Below are 21,887 nucleotides of genomic sequence, written 5' to 3' on the forward strand. Positions count from 1 at the left end.
TCACCTGCATTTTTTATACTTACGTTCGCGAAAGAAACAAGTCCTAATTATAAAAAGACACCTCTCTCTGCACTAGCTAGAATGCTAGTGCAGAGAGAGATGTCTTTTTTCATCTTTACAATTCCTTGGAATTATAACCTTAAGCTGCATCATCGCGAACGAGTAAAAAGGCGATTTCGATTGCCCAATTGTTTAGATCAGTTTGTCTATCCGCATCTGTTACGTAAAATTCAAAACGACCGTTCCAAATTTCATCTCTACCTTCCCAACGTTTGTCGATATCCAACCCTTCTTTCACAGCCCATTCTTCTAGTGCGATCAGCGACTTTTCCAAATGATCGGGATGTCCCTTATGCAAAGCCGTCGCATAGGACCCTCCCGGAATATATCCCACAACTACATGATGATCTCCCGTTACCATTCGTTTGACTGGCACACCTACTTCCATCTTGTAGTTGCCATTCGAATCAGCCATGCACCAATAGCGAAAAAATGGAGCTCCTGCCGGTTTACTATTATTCACCTTTAGCCAGTCAAACAACTCCCCCACAAGCCTGTTAATTGCTTCCCATTCCGATGAACCAGCAAGAACAGAAATTCCCACATACGGCTGTTCTGTACGTTCTTCTACAAATGGTTCACTGATATACTTCTGCACCATCCAACCATCTCCTTTATGAACAATTTACACAACTACTCCTATATGTTCTATACCCCCGCAAGCTCTTTTAAAATCTGTTTGAAAAGGTGTTAGGTAAATTAAAGAAGCCACTTGATTGTCACAAAATCAACATCTCTCCAAATTGACTTTAGGTAAACTAAAAGATAATCTAAAAAGAGTGACTGAGCGGTCACTAAAAGTGACTAGGTAGTTCGGGAGGGTCCAAATGAATAAAAGAACAGAAATAATGAATCAAGCTGTGCATTTATTTTCATTGAAAGGCTTTCATCAGACCTCTGTACAGGAAGTAGCAGAAGCTGTTGGTATTTCTAAAGGAGCCTTTTATAAGCATTTTGATTCGAAAGAAAATATGTTTATTGAAATTTTAAAGCAATACCACGAAGAAATCACGACAGAAATTTCCGAATCACAGCATGCTCCAGGGTCTAATAACAAAGACGTTTTCAAGAAGAAATTAGCCATTGAAATTGAACGTACACTTTCTAATCAGGAATTTTTCATGATGATTTTCAAAGATTTCACACTGACAGAAAGCGGACAATTAAAATCGGTGTTCATGGAGTTAAGGCAGTCGACGATGATTTTACACAAAACCATTTTAATAGACACGTATGGTGTAGAAATCGAACCCTTTTTGCCTGACTTAGTAGCACTGCTTGAAGGATTGATGCAGCAATACATTTTCGTACTCGTATTCGAAAAGAAACAAGTGCCAATTCCAAAGCTCGTTACTTTTATCACGAGTGCGATCGATGCCATAGTGGACAATTTAGAAACCATGGAGCCAGTTTTAACTGAGGCACGTTCTCCCGCTGCAACGCTTGAAGAAGCTTTTCAGCAAGTCGCTTATAAAATTAGAGCGTCCGAAGAATATCCTGATAAATTATTAGCCTCACTGGATATGTTGAAAGAACAAGTTGCCAATAAAGAGTCAAAAGAATTTTTAATTGAAGCCCTACTCGTTTATTTGAAGCAACATTCTTCTATTAAGAACGAAGTATCGTATTTAGAAAACTTTATATAAAAAAGGAGTCTACAACTTGAAGAAAATTATCGACTTTTCATTAAATAACAAATTTGCGATTTGGATTTTGACTATTATGGTCGTCGTGGCAGGCTTATACGCAGGCTTAACGATGAAACAAGAGTCAATTCCAAGTATTACCTTACCTGCAGTTACTGTCGTAACAACTTATCCGGGAGCTGCACCCGATGAAGTTATGGAAGAGATTACGATTCCGATGGAACAGCGCATCCAAAACATGAACGGCGTTGAGCTAATGACTTCTTCATCACTAGCAAATGCGTCAACCATTCAAGTTCAATACGATTTTGAAGTCGACATGGATGAAGCAACACGTGAGTTAGAAGATGCGCTATCGCAAGTAGCCATTCCGGAATCGGCGAATGACCCTCAAGTTTCGCGTCTTAGTTTAGATGCCTTCCCGGTCTTGTCACTGAGCATCAGCGATTCTGGCAGTTCACTAGAAGAACTAACAGCAACTGTTGAAGAAAACGTGCTACCTGAACTTGAAGGAGTAGCCGGCTTATCCGATGCTCAAGTTTCTGGTCAGCGTGTACAAAAAGTGACCATGTCCTTTGATCAGCAAGCTTTAGCAACATACGGCTTGACTGAAGAAACCATTCAACAACTAATTCAAGGATCCAATCTGACGTTCCCGTTAGGCTTGACTGAGTTTGATGGCGAGTTGAAAAATCTAGTGATTGACGGCGACGTTACGTCCGTTGATGATTTGAAAAACCTGCAAATCCCAGCTGTCCCTCAAATTGCACCGGTTGCACCAAGTGAAACACCGGCAACACCTGGTACGCCTGGAACTGAAGCACCAGGTGCCGAAACACCTGTTGTTGAAACGCCAGCTACCCCGTCTGCGATTCCAACTGTAGCCTTAAGCGAACTAGCTGACATTGAAATTGTTAGTGAGGCAGAGTCGATTTCGCGCACGAACGGAGAAGAATCGATTGGGATTTCAATTGTCAAATCACCAGATGCCAATACCGTTGAAGTCGTTAATGGCGTAAAAGACATCGTTGCTGAGGTTGAAGATGAATACGGTTTGACCGTGGCTTCTACATTTGACCAAGGTGAACCCATCGAGAAATCAGTTGAAACGATGCTCAGCAAAGCGTTATTCGGTATTTTGTTTGCTGTCGTCATCATTTTGCTATTTCTTCGTAGTTTCAAAACAACGCTAATCTCAATTATCTCTATTCCTTTGTCGTTATTAATGGCGATTTTCCTACTGAACCAATTGGATATCACTTTGAATATTATGACGCTCGGTGCTCTGACTGTTGCGATAGGACGCGTTATTGATGACTCGATTGTAGTAATTGAAAACATTTACCGCCGGATGGCTTTGCCTGGTGAGAAATTACGTGGCAAAGAATTGATTCGTGAAGCAACACGCGAAATGTTCGTACCCATTTTCTCATCTACTGTCGTTACCATCGCGGTATTCCTACCACTTGCACTTGTTAGCGGACAGATTGGCGAATTGTTCTTGCCGTTCGCTTTAGCCGTTGTCTTTGCGTTATCTGCGTCGCTGCTTGTTGCTGTTACCATCGTACCAATGATGGCGCATTTGATGTACCGCAAACAATTGCAAAACTTGGATGCCAATAAATCCACGAAAAAAGCACATAAGCCAAGTAACATGGCAGCAAGCTATAAACGTATTTTACAATGGTCATTAAACCATAAAATCATTACATTTGGTGGTGCTTCAGCGGTTCTTGTGGCGAGTTTGTTCTTGATTCCTGTTATTGGTGTCAGCTTCTTGCCTGAAGAAGAACAAAAAATGGTGATGGCAACTTATAGTCCTGAACCAGGTCAAACTCGTGAAGATGTAGAAGCTATCGCATTAGATGCAGAAAGTGCCATTGATGGACGTGAAGGTGTTACATCTTACCAATATTCACTCGGCGGTGGCAACCCACTGACAGCAATGGCTGGCGGAGGAGATAATTCCGCACTGTTTTATATTGAGTATGAGGATGAATTCGAAGCTTTCGGTGAGGAAAGCACTAATTTAATTGACGAATTAAACGGCTCTACTGAATCCGGTGAATGGGCGAGTCTCGACTTTGCTGCTACAGGAGCAAGTGGTCTAGAAATGTTCATCTACGGTGACAACCTAGAAGATATCCAATCGGCGATTGATCAAATTCAGCCATTTATGGAAGACAACCAAGGGCTGGAAAATACAGAATCGAGTTTAACCGAAGCTTATGATCAATTCACATTAGTCGCAAGTCAACAAAGCTTAAGCAAAAATGGATTGACTGCAGCACAAGTCGGCATGGCACTAAGCAGTGTTGCTGAAGCACCTGTATTAACGACAGTGACTCATGAAGAAAAAGACATAAATGTTTACATCGAAACAGAAGAAACACAATACGCTGGCATTGAAGATGTAACAGCTGTAGAAATTCCAACAGCACTTGGCACGACTGTCACAGTTGGCGAAGTCATGGAAGTAGAAGAAGGCAAATCACCCGATACAATTAACCGTAGAGACGGTCAAATGTTTGCTTCTCTAACTGCAGATGTACGCGGTAATAATGCCGCTGAAATCACGACAAAAATTGATGAGCAAGTAGCAGAGCTTGACTTGCCAGCGGGTGTCACAACCGATCATGGTGGTATCACTGAACAAATCAACGAATCGTTCACTCAGCTTGGCTTGGCTATGCTTGCAGCTATCGCGATTGTTTACTTTGTTCTAGTCGTCACATTCGGCGGCGCGCTTGCTCCATTCGCTATTCTGTTCTCACTGCCATTCACAGTGATTGGCGTTTTAGTGGCATTATGGATCACTGGAGAAGCATTGAGTGTCAACGCATTGATCGGTGTATTGATGTTGATCGGTATCGTGGTTACGAATGCTATCGTCTTGATTGATCGCGTTATCCATATGGAAAAAGCCGGATTGACTACACGTGAGGCTCTACTAGAAGGCGGCGTTACACGTTTGCGTCCGATTCTGATGACAGCCTTAGCTACAATTGGTGCGCTTATTCCACTTGCTCTTGGTGTAGAAGGCGGCGGTGGCGGATTGATCTCCCAAGGCCTTGGAATCACAGTTATCGGCGGATTGATCAGCTCGACTTTACTGACATTGGTTATCGTGCCGATCGTTTATGAAGTGGTATCGAAATTCCGTAAAAAACGCGTCGACTAAGTGGTACATTAATAGCAAAACAGGCAGCTCGTGTTATGAGCTGCCTGTTTTTTTACGGAGTTTTGGCTGACCGCACCTTATTCGGTGAAAAGCGCACCTCATTTACCGATAACCGCACCTCGAACGGGCAACACCGCACCTCGCAGGCTCCTAACCGCACCTCAAACAGCAAAGACCGCACCTCACTCCCACTAAATTCTATTTCAGCTCCCCAATAAAAATTTCTTAATATTCAGTTATAATCAAGGAAAATTATTTCTATTCATGGTATATTAGGTGTATAGTATTGTCGGAAAAATCTTCTATCACCCGGATCCCTATACATACGTTGACTCTAGTCAGCGCACCAACTAAAGGGGTGAGAAAGGTGCTTTCTAAATGGCTTAAAGTCTCAGCAGCCTTCGTATTAATCCTGTTTACTGTCTTGTCTTTCTCTAGTCAGTCACAAGCAGCGAGTTCCACCTACATCACTAAAGGCAACACGACCGAAAAAGTGGTCGCTTTGACTTTTGATGACGGTTCAGATGGCACGAACATCAATAAAATCCTAGACATTCTGTCTGCCAATAAGGTCACAGCGACGTTCTTTTTAACAGGTTCCGGAGCAAAAAATCACCCGTCTTGGATTAAAAATATTTCAGCAAAAAATCATCAGCTTGGCAATCACTCTTATTCTCACGCTGATTTTACCAAACTGTCGGCCTCAAAAATAACAAGCGAGCTTAGCACAACAGAAAAAACCATTAAGGACATTACCGGAAAATCGACCAAACCCATTTTCAGAGCTCCCTTTGGTGCATCCAATGCCTCCGTCCTGAAAACAGTCGGTAATGCAGGATACACCCATACACTCCAGTGGAACATTGATACTGTCGATTGGAAAGGTGTTTCTTCAACACAAATTACCAATAAAGTTATGAATAACATCGTACCAGGATCCATCGTTTTGATGCATACGGGCGCAGGAGCATCTGGAACTCCGAGTGCTTTACCCGGCATGATCAGCAAATTGAAAGCGAAAGGCTATAAATTTGTTACTATTTCTGAATTACTGAAGTTGCCTACAGCACCTGTCAGTGGAACTAAATACACAGTCAAAGCTGGGGATACGCTTTACAGTATTGCAAGAACATACAAAGTAACGGTCTCCGCATTGGCTAAAGCTAATAACATCACCAACTATAATTTGATCAAAGTTGGTCAAGTATTAATGATTCCTGGAAAATCTACGCCTCCACCTGCTACTTCTATTAAATACACAGTCAAAGCTGGGGATACGCTTTACAGTATTGCTCGTAGCTATAAAACGACTGTCGCAAAAATCGCAACAGCCAATAACATAACGAACGTCAACTCCATTCGTGTAGGACAAGTGCTAATGATACCAAACTAGCAGAGTCAAAACTTAGAATGTTACGGCACAACGATAGAAAGAAGCTGGAATTTGTTTTCCGGCTTCTTTTTTTGTCTAAAATAACAAGTTATATATACCTATTCTAATAGAATGAGTGCGACTCTATAATAATATGGATATTCCATTTTTTAATACAGGAGGAAAAAAAGTGAAACGTTTAGCTGTATTTTTATTACTGTTAGTATTTGCATTTAGTACAATGCCACTTTCTGCATCTGCTATCAAATCAAACGATGCTGAATTTGAACAATTTTTAGCTGGCATCAATTGGGAGAAGCAAGATTATTTAGCGTATTTAAAAAGCAAAAATTGGTCTTTAGACGAATTTGATACAGTTGACGAATTAGGCACCCCTTTAACTGAAGAAGGCGTTCAATTGTTGACTGCAACACTAGACTTAACTCGCGCAGAATTGAATGAAATTCTTTATGAATACGGTGACCTCGAGTATGGACAAGATGTTCTTGATGGCGTTTACTTAATTTTTATAGAGGATGTTGAATACTCCATTGAATTTTATCTAAATGACGGTGCAGGAACTCCGATTGATGCGATCAATCTTCAAGAGTTAATGGATAGATTCGGATTCACCTCTGAAAAAGAACTTGAAGAATTTTTGCAAAACTATTCGGATTCTCTTTCAAACTATGATTTTATCGAAGACTTGGAGTCTTCTATTGTTTTTTATACAGAAATGGATGATTACGAACTAGAACTTGATGGACTTTTTACTGAACTAGGTTTGACAGACGAAGAAGTAGAACGGCTGGTTGCTCACCTTGAAACATTGGATTTCGAAGATCCTGCTTTCGAGCAAAAACTAACACAATTAAGTGATCGCATGATGGCAATGGAAGAATTTGAATCGGCAGATGAGTTAACTGCTGAACAAATTGCTGAAGTTCTGGATATTTACAGCGACATGATTGACTTATTTGAGTTAAGAACCGCTTATTTCTTTGTAAAAGATGGTCAAAAAACAGCTGTTTCATTAGCGACTTTAATGACGCTTGAATCAACTGAAGGCGCTGATTTATTAATTGAAATTTATAATTTAAAAGATGTATTTTTGGCTGACGTTCTTTTGACTGCCGACATGTTCGGATCTGATTTAATCGTAGATACAGGGAAAGACTTGGGTGCTGTTGAAACAATCATCGCAACACCATCTGTCGTACAAAAGCCAGTAGAAGTTCCTGCTACTCAAACTTTAAAAGGTGCAAAATTACCCGCAACAGCTTCTGATTTTGCAGCCCAAGCAATTTTTGGATTCGTACTACTTTTAAGCGGTTTAGCATTATTCCGTCGCTTTAAAGTAGGGAAAAATGAATGATGATCAACCAACCGAAAAAAAAGAAGAACATACAACGGTTCTTTCTTACTTTCTCTGTCGTCCTTATCGTTTCGGGTCTATGGTTTAGTACGACAAGCACTGCCACTTTCGTAAAAGGCTACCTGCTTTATAAAACAGGTAACGTTGAAGCAACGGACTTTAGCAGTAAACCTGAGTCTCTTTTTGTTGCACATAGCGACAAACACACATCAAAAGAAACAACCCATTCTGAATATCCAGAAACGCCCAAAATCGGAGACTTAATGGGAGAATTGATTATTCCGAAGCTCGAAGCCACGCTACCGATTATACATGGCACCGATGAAGACGAACTTGAACAGGGCGTTGGGCATTTTGCGCAAAGCGTGATGCCAGGTGAAAATGATAATTCCGTATTGTCTGGACATCGCGATACGGTCTTTCGAGAACTTGGCGATGTTGGCAAAGGAGACTTGCTGATTGTTGAAACCTATTCAGGCACCTTTACCTACAAAGTACGTCAAGTTCGAATTGTGGATGAAGACGACAGAACCGTCATTGTTCCAAAACCAAGAGCCACTTTAATTGTTTCCACCTGCTATCCATTCGATTACGTGGGGTATGCTCCAGATCGATATATCCTAGTAGCAGATCTCGTTTCCAGCAATTAAAAAAAGAAATTCCCAAATTTAGGGAATTTCTTTTTTTGTCTTTTGCTTTAACAATTACTCCTTATTGACAATATCCGAAATATAGTAAAAGCCATATTCATCCATGACAATCGTATAGGTTTTGCTGCGTTCTTGAACAGACCATTTGCCGCTTGCATCTTTAAAGTCAAAGGCCTCTTCCGTTTGAACAACAGCATGATCGTCTAAAATTTCGATACTTGAAATTTCCAGCTTCGTAAAGTTAAATTCCATTCCTTGCCCAGCAATGTCTGCAATGTATTCAGAAATACCATTGTAAATATCACTTTGATAAACCAATAGATTTTGAACATAAAAGAAGTCTTCTTCTTTTAAAGCTGTTTCATAATAATAACGGAAATCACCGATAAACTCGCTTAAATTAGTTTCATCGAATTTCATTTCTAAATCAACATCGTATTCATAATCTTCATCTTCGTACCCGCTAAAATCGTCGTACACTTTGAATAAAGCGGCTACTTCTTCTGCGGACATCGGCGTAGTAACCCACTGACTCAATTGATCATGCATCGAATACATAGGAATCGAAAAGCCAATTGAATCGCCTTCTTCGATTACTAATGAGTTAATGCCAATCACTTTCCCGGTCGTTGCGTCTACTAATGGTCCCCCGCTGCTACCAGGCGCAATTTTCGCATCCATTTGGTAAATATCCTCGTACGTAAATTCTTGATAAAAGTCGCGATCAATGCCTGTTAAGTAACCAATTGAAGCGGTATTTTCCATACCCGCAGGACTCCCGAGTGCAATGACTTCAGTGCCTACATCAGTTGCTTCCATTTCAACTGGCAATGGTGTGATGCCTTCAAACGCTTCTACATGGATCAACGCAATATCAGATTCAGCGGAAATGCCAACGACTGTGCCTGGATGATCTTGTCCGTTAATGTTGCGAACTACGACATCTGTAAAACCTGCTACTGCATGGGCATTTGTCACAACCATCCCTGTGTCAGAAAACAAGAATCCCGACCCTTGTCCCCCTTCAGTCATTATGGTGTAAACTTTTTGCTGTGATTCTTTAATGATTGCCGTTTTCTCTTTTTTCTTCGGTTCCACTTTTTCTGTTTGCTCAGAAGGTGGCACAACATTTTCCACTTTCGTTACAGTACCTGCGACTTGTTCTTCCGCTGGAACTGTTTCTTCAGGTTCTTCAATTTTCTCTACTACACCCGGTTCTTCTGTTTTTGGTTCTTCTGTTGCTTCTGGCTCTTTTTCAGCCGGTTTTTCTTGTTTTGGTGGTTCTGTTTGATCTTCTTGAGCTGATTTATCTGCCATTAATTGGGCCGATCCAACCCCAACTCCGAGTAATGTCAAAACTAGTACGATTGCATAAATAAAATTACGTTTTTTTTGCTTTTTACTTCTTTTCTGTATAAGTGAATGCCCACAATGCTTACAGAATTTTGAGCCTTCTTCATTTTCTTTTCCACATTTATTGCACGTCATAGCTGAACCCCCTTGATGAACTAGCATAAATTTCTTTATTTTCTTCCATTATAAACCTTATAACGTCAAACAACTACTCAGGGTTGCAAGATGTAATGAACTCTTCGTATTTGTAATAATTCTATCTATTCAGAACATAATGTTACCATGAAAATCATATTTATATTTAAATAATGAAATAAAATTTCATTTTTTTAGAATATGTAAATTAATTCACATGAAAAAATAAGCTCAGCTTCGCAAACTACTTTTCCAAACATCTTTTGCGTGACAAAATTTCGTGTGCTGATAAATATGGAAAATTTAGAGACTTAGTTAAAAGCCTAAACATGTTAGGAACACCTAAGAGACTGTTTCTACCTCTCTAACCTAAAACGGACTAAGAAAAAGGAAATCTTTTCTTTGTCTGTTTTTTGAGTTGATGTCCACATTATTGAAGTCGTTGTGCACTTTTTCGAAATCTCCGAGGTAAATTCACCGGAACGATCGATTGCCTTTTGTAGGACAGAACAAACTATCTTCCATAATTTGGCGTCTGCCATAGATATTCCTCATCGATCTATCCTCAAGGGCTGATGGCAATGCAGATGGCGACTCCTTTTGAGATAGTTCCCTTTAGTTACCATTTTTATTTCACATCCATCTCGTCTATTTTCTTTTGTACTCGCAATAAATCTTCAAACTTATTGCTTAAAAGAGTCGATTCGGCCGCTATTTCTTGAGATATAGTATTTAGTCTTCGTATTAACTCATCTAAAGTCGACTGATATTGCTGGTATTGTTCAAAACTAATCGTTTCTTGTCTTTCTAGCTTTGCAATCAAACGGTGTAGTGCTTCTTCTACATCAGCTAATTGTTTCTCGTAAGGAACTAATTTTTCTGTAATTTCAGCCTCTAGTTCATTGAGTGTTTGTTGTTTGTCTATTGCCGGAGCTTCTGCTGCCATGTAATGGCTATCAACATTCATGGTCAAGAACAATCCAATAAAAAGAATGGGAATGAACATTTTCAAAAACAAGGTTCTCAAATGTGTTTCCTCCTTTAAACTAATTAGATATTACAGTCAGCTTATCCTATCTTTTCATAGAGGCAACACCTTTTCCTAAGACTTTAGAATTTCTTAATATACGCTTTACATCAATTTAGGATAGACTTGAGTACAAGTTTACAGAGCCTCCTAGCTGTTTTATTGCTATACTATCCTCAGCTGAAAAATTCTTATATAATCAAAATATTATCACTGATACAGTTTGTTTTATTCATTTTAAAAAAAGCTGAATTTAAGCGGCAATCTTGTTGCAGAGACGGTTATCGATACAAAGTAATGTGGAGTTTACTGGGAAAGTTTGATAAAATAAGCAGGTAGCAATTGGAGAGAAGAAGGAGATTAGTATTCATGGTAACGTTATTCAAGCGATCAACTAAATCGATTACAAGACCGTTGAAAAAGTACAATCGGATTGTAGCAGCCATTAATGCACTAGAAGCAAAATACCAGGGCATGTCCGATGAGGAACTTCAGCAAATGACGGCCATCTTTAAAGAACAACTACTAAAAGGAACGACTATAGAAAAAATTATTCCAGACGCTTTTGCTGTCGTTCGCGAAGCTTCAAAGCGTGTACTAAATATGCGCCATTTCGATGTTCAGTTACTAGGTGGATTAGTACTAGCTGAAGGAAATATCGCTGAAATGCCAACCGGCGAAGGAAAAACACTAGTATCTTCCCTTTCTGCATATGTTAGAGCGCTAGAAGGAAAAGGCGTACATATTATAACAGTCAATGACTATTTAGCAAAACGAGACTATGACCAAATAGGCCAAATCCATCGCTTTTTAGGATTGACGGTTGGGTTAAACCTTCCAATGATGCTTAGCGATGAAAAACAACAAGCTTATCAAGCAGATATAACGTATGGTGTCGGCACCGAATTTGGCTTTGATTATTTACGAGACAATATGGCACCCAGCTTGCAAGAAAAAGTACAGCGTCCTTATCATTATGCAATTATCGATGAAGTCGATAGTGTCTTGATTGATGAAGCAAAAACACCTCTTATCGTCGCTGGAAAGATGAAAGTCAGCGCTGAGCTTCATCAAATTGCGTCCTTGCTGGCTCTGCGTTTTATTGAAGATGAAGATTACGAATACGATGATGAAACAAAAGCCACTTCCTTGACGGATAAAGGCATCGAAAAAGTGGAGAAAGCATTTGGAGTCGACAATCTATATGAGCTCGAACACCAGACGCTTTATCATTATGTGATTATGGCACTTCGTGCGCGCGTCATGTTTATACGAGATGTCGACTATATTGTCAAAGACGACAAAATTCTTCTGGTAGATATGTTCACGGGTCGTACTTTAGACGGTAGAACTCTTTCTGATGGTCTGCATCAAGCAATCGAAGCAAAAGAAAAAGTAGAAATCACCGAAGAAAACAAAGCACAGGCTCAAATTACGATACAGAATTTTTTCCGGATGTATCCGCATCTTTCCGGCATGACGGGCACAGCAAAAACTCAGCAAAAAGAATTCCGTGAAGTTTACGGCATGGATGTCATAACAGTACCAACTAATCATCCGAAAATTCGGGTCGATTTGCTTGATCGCGTGTTTCAAACTGCGGACCATAAATACAAAATCGTTGCTGAGGAAGTTGGCAAGCTTCATCAAACTGGTCAGCCTGTTCTTATTGGTACTACATCCATCCTGCAATCAGAAGCCGTTGCTGCTTATTTGAAAAAGCACGATTTGACTTTTCAATTACTTAACGCGAAAAGCATGGAACAAGAAGTTGAGTTGATTTCGCAAGCAGGTCAGTTAAACCAAATTACAGTTGCCACCAATATGGCGGGTCGCGGCACCGATATCGTTCTAGGCGATGGAGTGGCAGAACTTGGCGGCTTACATGTGATTGGTACCGAAAAGCATGAAAATCGGAGAATTGATAATCAATTGCGTGGGCGATCTGGTCGTCAAGGCGATCCAGGTTCATCTCAATTCATCATTTCTCTTGAAGACGATATGTTCAAACGTTTTGCAAAAGAAGACGTTGAAAAATTCGAGAAAAAAATGAAAACGTCGAAAATTGGAGAAATCACCAATAAAGACATCCATGAACTAACTGATCGTACGCAACGAATTGTAGAAGGTTCTCACTTTTCCATGCGCGAGTATAACCTGAAACTTGATGATGTCATTAACGAGCAACGTAAAATCGTTTATGACCTTAGAAATCGCGTGCTCAGCGGACAAGAAAATTTCTCAATCGTGCAAGGCATGGTTCGAGACGCCGCTGATTATGTCATCTCTGAAACACTTCCTGAAAACGACGACATTCAATTGATTCATCTTGCTGCTATCAAACAGGACTTGCAACAACTATTAGGAGAATCCATCACACTTTCCGAAAATTTAAGCAAACGAAAAGCCATCGACGCGGAAATCGAACCTTATTTGCACCGCATTTCCGAGTTTATTGGCTCCAATCAAGACGATCTTAAAGTCGCTAGAACTGTTCAACTCGTTATGCAATCACAAATTGATGCCATGTGGATCAAACACTTGGAGTCGATGGCTCACCTGAAAGAAGGCATCGGACTTCGTTCTTATCAACAAGAAGATCCTATGCGAATTTATCAAAAAGAAGGCCTTGAGCTATTCGCTTTGAATTTCCAGAATCTGCGTTATTCTGTTGCTTCAGAGATACTTGGATTTCTGCGCAACTTGAATCGCCACGAAAAGGGGTAAAAAAATTGAGTATTTTTTCTTTCTTCAACAAAACCGGGAAAACTGGAAAAGATTCCATTGTGTCTTCTACAGAACTAGGAGCCGGTTCCGAAACAGCATCTTTAGAAACACAAGAAGTGACACCTACTTTATCCATTTCTCAAGAGTGGGAGATTAGCAAAGAACAAGAATACGTCCTAAAATTCCTATCAAATGACCTCCCACCTTTGCAAGCAAACCAATTGTCGTTGGCAGGAATTGATATCGAAGCAGATCCATACACAGGCGATTGGAACGTCCAAGCCTTTTTTCGCTCATCGCTCGAACGTCCATTTACGATGGAAAAAGCCGAGTTGGTATTGCAAGATGGCAACAAAGAAACCATTGCGTCACAAGAATTCGATTTATCGGAATTGGGATCAATTCCCGCTCTGTCCAATCGCCCTTGGATTTTCAAATTCAAAAAAGATTCGATTCAAACGGCACAAGTTCCAACTGCCGATTGGTCATTAGCTTTTAATGTTCAATCTCTTGTGCCACATGTGTTGGATTTAGACATTTCCTGGGAAGAGGCATTATCAGCTGAAAAAAAATCCGTATTGAGAGATTTAGTCCAAAAACTCCCTAAGTTAAATTCTCAGGAATTGAATCTTACAGGATTTCAGACAAGCTTTTCGGAAGATGGAAATTTAGCGGTTTCCGTTTTTATTCGTAACGGTTATTCAAAACAGATCGAATTAGAAAATTTGCCTTTGGAAATCATAGATGCAACGGGCTCCTCCGTAGTAAAAGGCTCCTTTAAACTAGCACCGCTCACTGTCAAAGCTAATACAACAAAACCTTGGACTTTCATTTTCCCGAAAAATACACTTCAAGTCAGCAATCCTGATTTGTCACGGTGGACAGCGCGGATTCCAAACTAACAAGAATAGGCTACGCGCCTATTCTTGTTTTTTGGCGAGGTGCGCTTCTCTCCCTCCGAGGTGCGGTTCTCTCCTTCCGAGGTGCGGTTCTCTCTTTCCGAGGTGCGGTTCTCTCCTTCCGAGGTGCGGTTCTCTCCCTCCGAGGTGCGCTTCTCTCCTTCCGAGGTGCGCTTCTCTCCTTCCGAGGTGCGGTCACACAATTTAGACAGAAAAATACAGCCATTCCACTGGAATGGCTGTATTTTTTTCTATGCTCTTGTCGATCTGCGGCCACGACCATCGTATGCCAGTTGAGATTTTGAACGTTTTTCTTTTTCTTCGATTTCACGTACACGGTTCTCGATTGCGGCTGACACCAAGCCAAGAATTGTTCCAAAAGCAGCTCCAGCTACTACCTCAACCGGCTGGTGACCAAGTAACTCTTTCAAGTCTTTTTCACGCTCCACAAATTCAAAGCTTGGAAATTCGCCTGAGAATTTCACAAAGCTGTCTTCTAATTCATTCACTAGTCGAGCAATTTCTCCAGTATGGCGACGTATTCCTTGTGCATCGTACATCACGATGACACCAAATACGATTGCAAGGGCTGTCTCTGTATGACGCGCTCCTTTATTGGCAGCTACGTACGAGGCGAGTGCTGAAACACCAGCTGAGTGGGAGCTTGGCATGCCACCTGTTGTAAAGGCCTGTCTCCAATCCCATTGACCTGTCACGGTTTTGTGAGTGACGATTTTTAATGCTTGTGCCGCAGCAATCGCACTTAATGAAGTAATCATTCCTCGGTTCATCTTTCTCATCTGCTCATCCCCTAGTTTCAACTTGGCAAACTGTCGTTGCCATTCAATATACTTCTTTACCCATTATCGCAGGACATTATGTGAAATTTGTTTAACTTTTTGTAAATTTTCCGAATAGGACCGAGTGCATGAAATAGTAGCAATGATATGGATTACAAAATCGTTGTGAACGCTAGTTGTAACGTTCGGACGCAATTGCTTTTACTGCTGCACTAAAGTCTTTCATCGCTCTTTGTAAATTTCCACAAGGCCGACACGCTTTAATTCCATATCCATAATTTTAGGCAATCTGAAGAGATAGATAGATAAGACGAACATCCATAGTTGAAAAGTGAAGATTAATAGACGTTCGAGCAGCCCTGGATAGGGAAAATCGCTGTTTAAAACGAATGGAGTTGCGATGCCTGCTAAGACAATTACAATGGCACAAGCTAGCGTAAACTGTCCGATGCCGCGAAAGTTTTTGGTCAGCAACAGACCATGACCCATCATAAACAAAGCACCCACTGTTGCAATCAAAACGATCGCAGTTATTGCCAAATGCATAAAGTTGCCAAAAGTCAGGACATCGCCTCCTTGCTCTAATAGAAATAACCCAAAGCCAATCAACGAAGCTATGTACATCACAATCAAAAGTATAGCTCCCAACTGCGCAGTTTTTTGAACTTGGTATTTGCGGAATAACACATAGACAGTAACTGAAAAAAGCAGCGCAAGCAGTCCGTAGCCAATGGTAAAGACCCTCAGCATTTCGGCGTCTGGTGCTCCGTTGCCGGTCAGTTCACTAATCGTCTGTCTGACGTGACTGTAACCGTCCCATAACACACTGCCCATAATGACGTGAGCCATGTAAATGAGGACACTTAAAGCTCCGCTTAACGTCGCTATTTGCCATCCACTTTTCTGCTGAATCCACATTACCCGATCACCGCCATTTTTTCTAAATTTTTAATCTGTAGAGGGTTTCTAAACGTCCTACTTCACCTACTGTTTAATTAGTAGAAAAAGCTTTGAAGAGCTTTCTTTAAAGCTTTTGGTTAAATTCATTCCGCATTTTCTCGGCTAACCACTCGAATGTGACAATGACTTTACCTTTTGGAATTTTTTCGTATTGATCTCCGATACTTAGTTCAAATGAACAACCTGTATTTTCAGCCCTTAAATACCTTGTCAGTCCAATATTCATCATCTGCTGAACTTGACTCAATAGAGGCGCGATTTGCTCTGCCGTGTCTTGAAAATGCACATGAAACATATTCGTAACTGGCACGGTTGGAATCGTGGAAATCCCAGTACACCGATTAAAAAACGAAGCCAATTCAACAGCGTTCTCATAATATACAGCCATGCGATCTTTGCGTTGCGCAAAATACGTTTCTGCACTCAAAATATACGGGTACAATGAAATTAAATCGCCACCGTGACGCTTTTTCCAGATCTTTGATAGGGCCATAAAGTCTTGATCCCCCGCCAAAATGGCTCCAGCGATTCCACCAATGCCCTTATACATAGATAAATATACAGAACCAAATAAATCACATACTTCTTTAATAGTTTTCTGATAATAAGGCAAGCACTCCAAAATACGTGCACCGTCTAAATGCAGCTTAATGCCTTGTTCGCGACAGTATGCTGAAATTGCCTCAAGTGTTTCAAAACTGGGCAGCTGACCACCAATTTCGCGTTGCGGCAATTCCAGTAACAAACAAGCAATTTTTTCATCCATAGACAACACATCTGATAATTCAATCACACGGCCTTTATCAGCCAAAAGAATCGTTTCAATGCCATGCAATTCCTTTAATCCGTCTTCTTCATGAATTTCCAAATGACTCAGTGGATGATAAGCAACTTTTTTGATGCCTTGTTGATCACACCAAATTCGCAAAGCGATTTGCTGTGCCATTGTGCCACTTGGAAAAAACACCGCTGATTGTTTTCCTAAAAATTCCGCCATTTGTTCTTGGAAACCTTCAATAACTGGACCACTTCCATAATTATCACTCTTTAAATGGCCATCGATTGACTCAAAGACATCCTTTAAAACTGCTACGTTTCTCGGTCCGTGTCCCGCTAATTGATGTAAAGACGTTTCGTAGGTTTCCATTAATTCAGCGTTGCTCATATTCATCGCTCCTCCAGAATTCAGAATAGTCCTTCTTTTAATTTTACTATAACATGAGTTAGAAAAAAGGTGTTTTTCTACATAAAAATCCCGCCTGCAATCCATTTACGGATTTCAGGCGGGATTGTTTTTTAGCTTAAGCTTTGAGAAGATACTTCAACTGGATGCGTTGCTTCATAAAGCAAGCCTTCCAATTCATCACGGTAATCCGTAGTTTGTTCTTCGGTCCAATTAAAGGTTTTGCTCATATAAGCAGTGACTGATTCTTTATGTGCATGAACCCAGTGGATATCGAAGAACAACGCTCCAGTACGACGGATAAAGAAGTCAATTGGCTTATAGGCGGATTCGTATTCTACTGAATAACGCAACATCGCGTACACTAATGGATCAAGACCCGCGTCTGTCGCTTCGTCGAGGCCAGCTGTATAGAAATGCAACACTTTATCGACATTCGCACCGTAGCGACTTACGAGCATACGCATTGCATCAGCTGTTAAGCCCATGCTGCCTGCTTGTTGGACGCGGTCAGCCATAAAGGTTTCAAAACCTTTTGAACCGCCCACTTCTCCGCCTGCAATCGGCAATCGTTTAGTTGAACTTTTTGGATATTTGACTCCATCTTCTTTTTGCAATTGCTCTGCTACTAGATTGACGATGCTTTCGCCCATTTTACGGTAGCCGGTCAATTTACCACCCGCAATCGAAATCAAACCAGAATCCGAAACGAAAATTTCATCTTTTCGTGAAATTTCAGAGGGGTCCTTGCCTTCTTCATGAACCAATGGACGTAAACCAGCCCAGCTAGATTCAACGTCTTGTTCCGTAATCGCGACTTCTGGGAACATAAAGTCGACCGCTTTCAAGACATAATTCCGGTCTTCTAACGTCATCGTTGGATGTGCAATATCTTGCTTGTAAACCGTATCCGTTGTTCCTACATAAACTTTGCCTTGACGCGGAATCGCAAATGCCATCCGGCCATCTGGCATATCAAAATAAATGGCTTGTTTTAACGGGAATCTACGACCATCAAAAACTAAGTGAATGCCTTTTGTTAGCTGAAGAGTTTTGCCAAATTTCGAGTGATCTTCGTCGCGCAATGTATCAACCCATGGACCAGCCGCATTGACGATTTTTTTCGCAAATAATTCATGAATTGTGCCGTTGATTTGATCTTCTACTTCAATACCGACTACTTTGCCGTTATCGTAGATAAAGCTTTTGACTTTTGCGTAATTCATTGCCATTGCGCCTTTTTCAATCGCTTTTTTCATAACTTCCATCGTTAGGCGTGCGTCATCGGTTTTGTATTCGACGTAATACCCTCCGCCTTTAAGGTCTTTTTTCTTTAATAAAGGCTCGCGGCGCAATGTTTCTTCTTTGCTTAACATTTTACGACGTTCATCTTTTTTAACACCTGCCAAAAAATCATACACACGCAAGCCGACATTTGTGCTGAGCGGTCCAAACGTTCCGCCTTTGTAAAATGGCAAAAGCATCCATTCGGGGGTAGTCACATGTGGTCCATTTTCATAAACGATTTCGCGTTCCTTGCCGACTTCCGCAACCATTTTCACTTCAAATTGCTTTAGGTAGCGCAACCCTCCGTGAACCAATTTGGTAGAACGACTACTTGTACCTGCTGCAAAATCCTGCATCTCTACAACTGCTACATTCATGCCACGTACGGACGCATCCAGTGCGATCCCAGCACCTGTGATTCCTCCACCAATGACTAGTACATCTAATTGTGACTGTTTCATCTGGTTATAACGTTCATTTCTGTTTAAGCTTGAAAATTTCATAAGTTAATCTGCTCCTTTTTTTAGATGAGTTTTTACTGCTACGATTCCCCAAAATTGTGTTCTTGCGGGCCTACCAATCGACGTAGTGTGTTCAATCTATTCCCTGTCAAACTTGTATACCCGTTTTTCCATATAAAAAGAGAGATCCAGGCACAGTTGCAGAATTTTTCTGCTAAACTGGCTTGGTCTCTCAAAGTCTCCGGCCATATATCTCTCATAATTAACTTGTAAGTTATTTTGCTGGTTTAAATGATCGTGTTGCCGCTACTGCGTTTTTCCAGCCTTCGTAAAGCTTTTCGCTTGTTTCAACTGGCATATCACATGTAAAGCTCTTGTCGATCTTCCATTGCTGTGCGATTTCTTCTTTGTCTTTCCAGAATCCTACTGCAAGACCCGCTAAATAAGCTGCGCCTAGAGCTGTCGTTTCCTGAACGACTGGACGTTCTACAGGAACATCTAGAATATCACTTTGGAACTGCATAAGCAAATCGTTAGCAACTGCGCCACCATCCACACGCAAAGTCTTTAACTCAATCCCTGCATCTTCTATCATAACATCTACAACGTCTTTTGTCTGGTATGCGAGCGCCTCAAGTGTTGCACGAATGAAATGAGCCTTTGTTGTTCCGCGTGTTAAACCGAAAACTGCACCGCGTGCATCGGTATCCCAGTAAGGCGTTCCAAGTCCGACAAATGCTGGTACCATATAAACGCCGTCTGTCGAATCAACTTGCATCGCGTAGTTTTCACTTTCTGGTGCATTTTCAATGATTTGCAAACCATCACGCAACCATTGAATTGCTGAACCTGCTACAAAAATACTGCCTTCAAGCGCATATTCAACTTTCCCGTCAACACCCCATGCCAATGTTGTCAATAGTCCGTGTTCCGAATCGACACCTTTTTCACCGGTGTTCATCAACATGAAACAGCCTGTGCCGTATGTGTTTTTCGCCATGCCTTTTTCAAAGCAAGCTTGACCGAATAGCGCAGCTTGCTGATCTCCAGCCATACCGGCAATCGGTACTTCATGACCGAAGAAATGGTAATCGATCGTATTGGCATAAACTTCAGATGATTGACGCACTTCTGGTAGCATGCTCTTTGGCACTGTCAAAATATCCAATAATTCCTGATCCCATTCCAAGTCATAAATATTGTACATCAATGTACGCGACGCGTTACTGTAATCCGTGACGTGCGCTTTACCGCCTGACAGTTTATAGACCAGCCACGTATCAATGGTTCCAAACATTAAGTGGCCATTATCCGCTTTTTCACGTGCGCCCTCAACATTATCAAGAATCCATTTTACTTTCGTTCCTGAGAAGTAAGCATCAATCAACAGACCGGTTTTCTTACGGAACACTTCGTTTAACCCTTGTTCTTTTAATTCGGTGCAAATACCATCTGTTTGACGTGACTGCCAAACGATCGCCTTATAAATTGGTTTGCCTGTATGACGATCCCAGACGACTGTCGTTTCACGTTGGTTGGTAATCCCAATGCCGGCAATTTGGCTTGGGCTAATGTCTGATTTGCGTAGTACTTCCGCCATACATGCCAGTACGGAAGTCCAAATTTCATTGGCATCATGCTCTACCCAGCCTGGTTTCGGAAAGAATTGCTGAAATTCTTGCTGGCTTGATTCAACGATTTCACCTTTATGATTGAATAATACTGCACGCGAACTCGTCGTTCCTTGGTCTATGGATAAAATATAATCTTTGCTCAAAATGATCTCCTCCTATTATAAGTTATGAAAGTTTTTCTTCGATTGTATCTGCAGTTGTATGCTCTTTTTTTAATTCTACACTTGCTGCTCCAAATAATACTAGCAATAAGACGGCGCTCATAACCCAAAATGGTAAATCGTATGCACCGGTAAACATAGCTTTATAAAACAATGCTCCGTAAATACCACCAAAAACAGGACCGACAACTGGTACCCACGCATATGACCAGTCAGAGCTTCCTTTGCCTGGAATTGGCAGCAAAGCGTGTGCAATACGTGGACCTAAGTCACGCGCCGGGTTAATCGCATATCCTGTTGTGCCCCCTAGCGACATCCCGATTGCAACGATCAATGCACCAACGATTAACGGATTTAAGCCTTCAGTAAAGTCATTAGCACCAATGAACAATAAGCCCATTACTAATACAGCTGTACCAATAATTTCACTAACTAAGTTAGAGAATGGTCGACGAATCGCTGGACCTGTAGCAAAAACCGCTAGTTTCGCAGCTTTGTCTTCAGTCCGTCTCCAGTGCGGTAAATAATTTAAGAAAACAATAACTGCACCGAAAATGGCACCGAGCATTTGTGCTGCAATGTAAACGGGTACTTTTGCCCAAGGAAAGTCACCAACAGACGCAAGACCAAGTGTTACTGCCGGATTTAAATGCGCTCCTGAAAAATTCCCTACTGCATAGACACCCATTGTAACCGCTAGACCCCAAGCAAGCGTGATCAAAACCCAACCACCATTTTCCGCTTTCGAATCTTTTAAAACTGCACCTGCCACAACGCCACCACCAAAGATAATCAAAATCATCGTACCAATTACTTCTGCTAAAAATTCCGTCATCGTTTTACACCCCTTTGTTTTTAGCTTCAGAACAGATTAGAAGAAAACAAAAAGACCCACACTGAACCAGACACTCTTTTTTTAAAGGTGCTTGCTTCAGTGCGGGTCTCCATTTCTCCAACACAGTTCTTAACTTGTAAG

Annotated in this window: 16 protein-coding genes; 7 read left to right on the plus strand and 9 right to left on the minus strand. The window is 41.1% G+C overall.

Translation table 11 applies throughout. From position 1 onward, the window contains the following. Positions 1-139: 139 nt before the first annotated feature. The gene (locus FQ085_RS02675) at positions 140-661 is read right to left on the minus strand and encodes a GyrI-like domain-containing protein (protein ID WP_071153870.1); all 522 of its coding nucleotides are present in this window, start codon (positions 659-661) and stop codon (positions 140-142) included. Positions 662-887: 226 nt separating this feature from the next. Here FQ085_RS02675 and FQ085_RS02680 point away from each other — a divergent pair, with 226 nt between their 5' ends. From FQ085_RS02680 to FQ085_RS02700, 5 genes are all read left to right on the plus strand, one after another. After that, positions 888-1,706: a TetR/AcrR family transcriptional regulator gene (locus FQ085_RS02680; RefSeq protein ID WP_149455834.1), complete on the plus strand. Its 819-nt coding sequence runs from the start codon at positions 888-890 to the stop codon at positions 1,704-1,706. Positions 1,707-1,722: 16 nt separating this feature from the next. Then, positions 1,723-4,887 (plus strand): efflux RND transporter permease subunit, encoded by a 3,165-nt coding sequence (locus FQ085_RS02685; RefSeq protein WP_149455835.1) that lies wholly within the window; start codon positions 1,723-1,725, stop codon positions 4,885-4,887. Positions 4,888-5,254: 367 nt separating this feature from the next. Then, positions 5,255-6,280 carry a LysM peptidoglycan-binding domain-containing protein gene (locus FQ085_RS02690; protein WP_149455836.1) on the plus strand — a complete coding sequence of 342 codons (1,026 nt, stop codon included), beginning with the start codon at positions 5,255-5,257 and terminating at the stop codon, positions 6,278-6,280. 169 nt (positions 6,281-6,449) lie between these two features. Further along, positions 6,450-7,634: a processed acidic surface protein gene (locus FQ085_RS02695; RefSeq protein WP_149455837.1), complete on the plus strand. Its 1,185-nt coding sequence runs from the start codon at positions 6,450-6,452 to the stop codon at positions 7,632-7,634. Further along, a complete protein-coding gene (locus FQ085_RS02700; protein WP_410477394.1) occupies positions 7,634-8,284 on the plus strand; it encodes a class D sortase in 651 nt (216 codons plus the stop codon). The genes FQ085_RS02695 and FQ085_RS02700 overlap by 1 nt, the downstream gene beginning before the upstream one ends. A gap of 54 nt (positions 8,285-8,338) precedes the next feature. Here the strand turns inward: FQ085_RS02700 and FQ085_RS02705 are convergent, their stop codons facing one another. Both FQ085_RS02705 and FQ085_RS02710 read right to left on the minus strand, forming a co-directional pair. Beyond that, the gene (locus FQ085_RS02705) at positions 8,339-9,772 is read right to left on the minus strand and encodes a trypsin-like peptidase domain-containing protein (protein WP_149455839.1); all 1,434 of its coding nucleotides are present in this window, start codon (positions 9,770-9,772) and stop codon (positions 8,339-8,341) included. A gap of 628 nt (positions 9,773-10,400) precedes the next feature. Then, the gene (locus FQ085_RS02710) at positions 10,401-10,799 is read right to left on the minus strand and encodes a hypothetical protein (protein ID WP_149455840.1); all 399 of its coding nucleotides are present in this window, start codon (positions 10,797-10,799) and stop codon (positions 10,401-10,403) included. 369 nt (positions 10,800-11,168) lie between these two features. Between FQ085_RS02710 and secA2 the strand changes: the two genes are divergently transcribed. Continuing rightward, the gene (secA2, locus tag FQ085_RS02715) at positions 11,169-13,526 is read left to right on the plus strand and encodes an accessory Sec system translocase SecA2 (RefSeq protein ID WP_149455841.1); all 2,358 of its coding nucleotides are present in this window, start codon (positions 11,169-11,171) and stop codon (positions 13,524-13,526) included. A gap of 5 nt (positions 13,527-13,531) precedes the next feature. Beyond that, the gene (locus FQ085_RS02720; protein WP_149455842.1) at positions 13,532-14,428 is read left to right on the plus strand and encodes an accessory Sec system S-layer assembly protein; all 897 of its coding nucleotides are present in this window, start codon (positions 13,532-13,534) and stop codon (positions 14,426-14,428) included. 248 nt (positions 14,429-14,676) lie between these two features. On the opposite strand, the gene FQ085_RS02730 is transcribed toward FQ085_RS02720, so the two are convergent. From FQ085_RS02730 to FQ085_RS02755, 6 genes are all read right to left on the minus strand, one after another. Further along, positions 14,677-15,225: a divergent PAP2 family protein gene (locus FQ085_RS02730; protein WP_058384627.1), complete on the minus strand. Its 549-nt coding sequence runs from the start codon at positions 15,223-15,225 to the stop codon at positions 14,677-14,679. Between the two features lie 222 nt (positions 15,226-15,447). After that, positions 15,448-16,143, minus strand: coding sequence for a DUF998 domain-containing protein (locus FQ085_RS02735; RefSeq protein WP_149455843.1), 696 nt, complete (start codon positions 16,141-16,143; stop codon positions 15,448-15,450). A 106-nt stretch (positions 16,144-16,249) separates the two neighbouring features. Then, positions 16,250-17,350 (minus strand): threonine aldolase family protein, encoded by a 1,101-nt coding sequence (locus tag FQ085_RS02740; RefSeq protein WP_149455844.1) that lies wholly within the window; start codon positions 17,348-17,350, stop codon positions 16,250-16,252. A gap of 131 nt (positions 17,351-17,481) precedes the next feature. Continuing rightward, complete coding sequence (locus tag FQ085_RS02745) at positions 17,482-19,158, minus strand: glycerol-3-phosphate dehydrogenase/oxidase (protein ID WP_078080624.1); 1,677 nt, start codon at positions 19,156-19,158, stop codon at positions 17,482-17,484. 232 nt (positions 19,159-19,390) lie between these two features. After that, a complete protein-coding gene (glpK, locus tag FQ085_RS02750; protein ID WP_149455845.1) occupies positions 19,391-20,893 on the minus strand; it encodes a glycerol kinase GlpK in 1,503 nt (500 codons plus the stop codon). Between the two features lie 22 nt (positions 20,894-20,915). Next, positions 20,916-21,746, minus strand: a complete 831-nt coding sequence (locus tag FQ085_RS02755; protein WP_078080625.1) for an MIP/aquaporin family protein — start codon at positions 21,744-21,746, stop codon at positions 20,916-20,918. Positions 21,747-21,887 lie beyond the last annotated feature (141 nt).

The organism is Planococcus sp. ANT_H30 (assembly GCF_008369335.1).
GTDB classification, from domain to species: domain Bacteria; phylum Bacillota; class Bacilli; order Bacillales_A; family Planococcaceae; genus Planococcus; species Planococcus kocurii.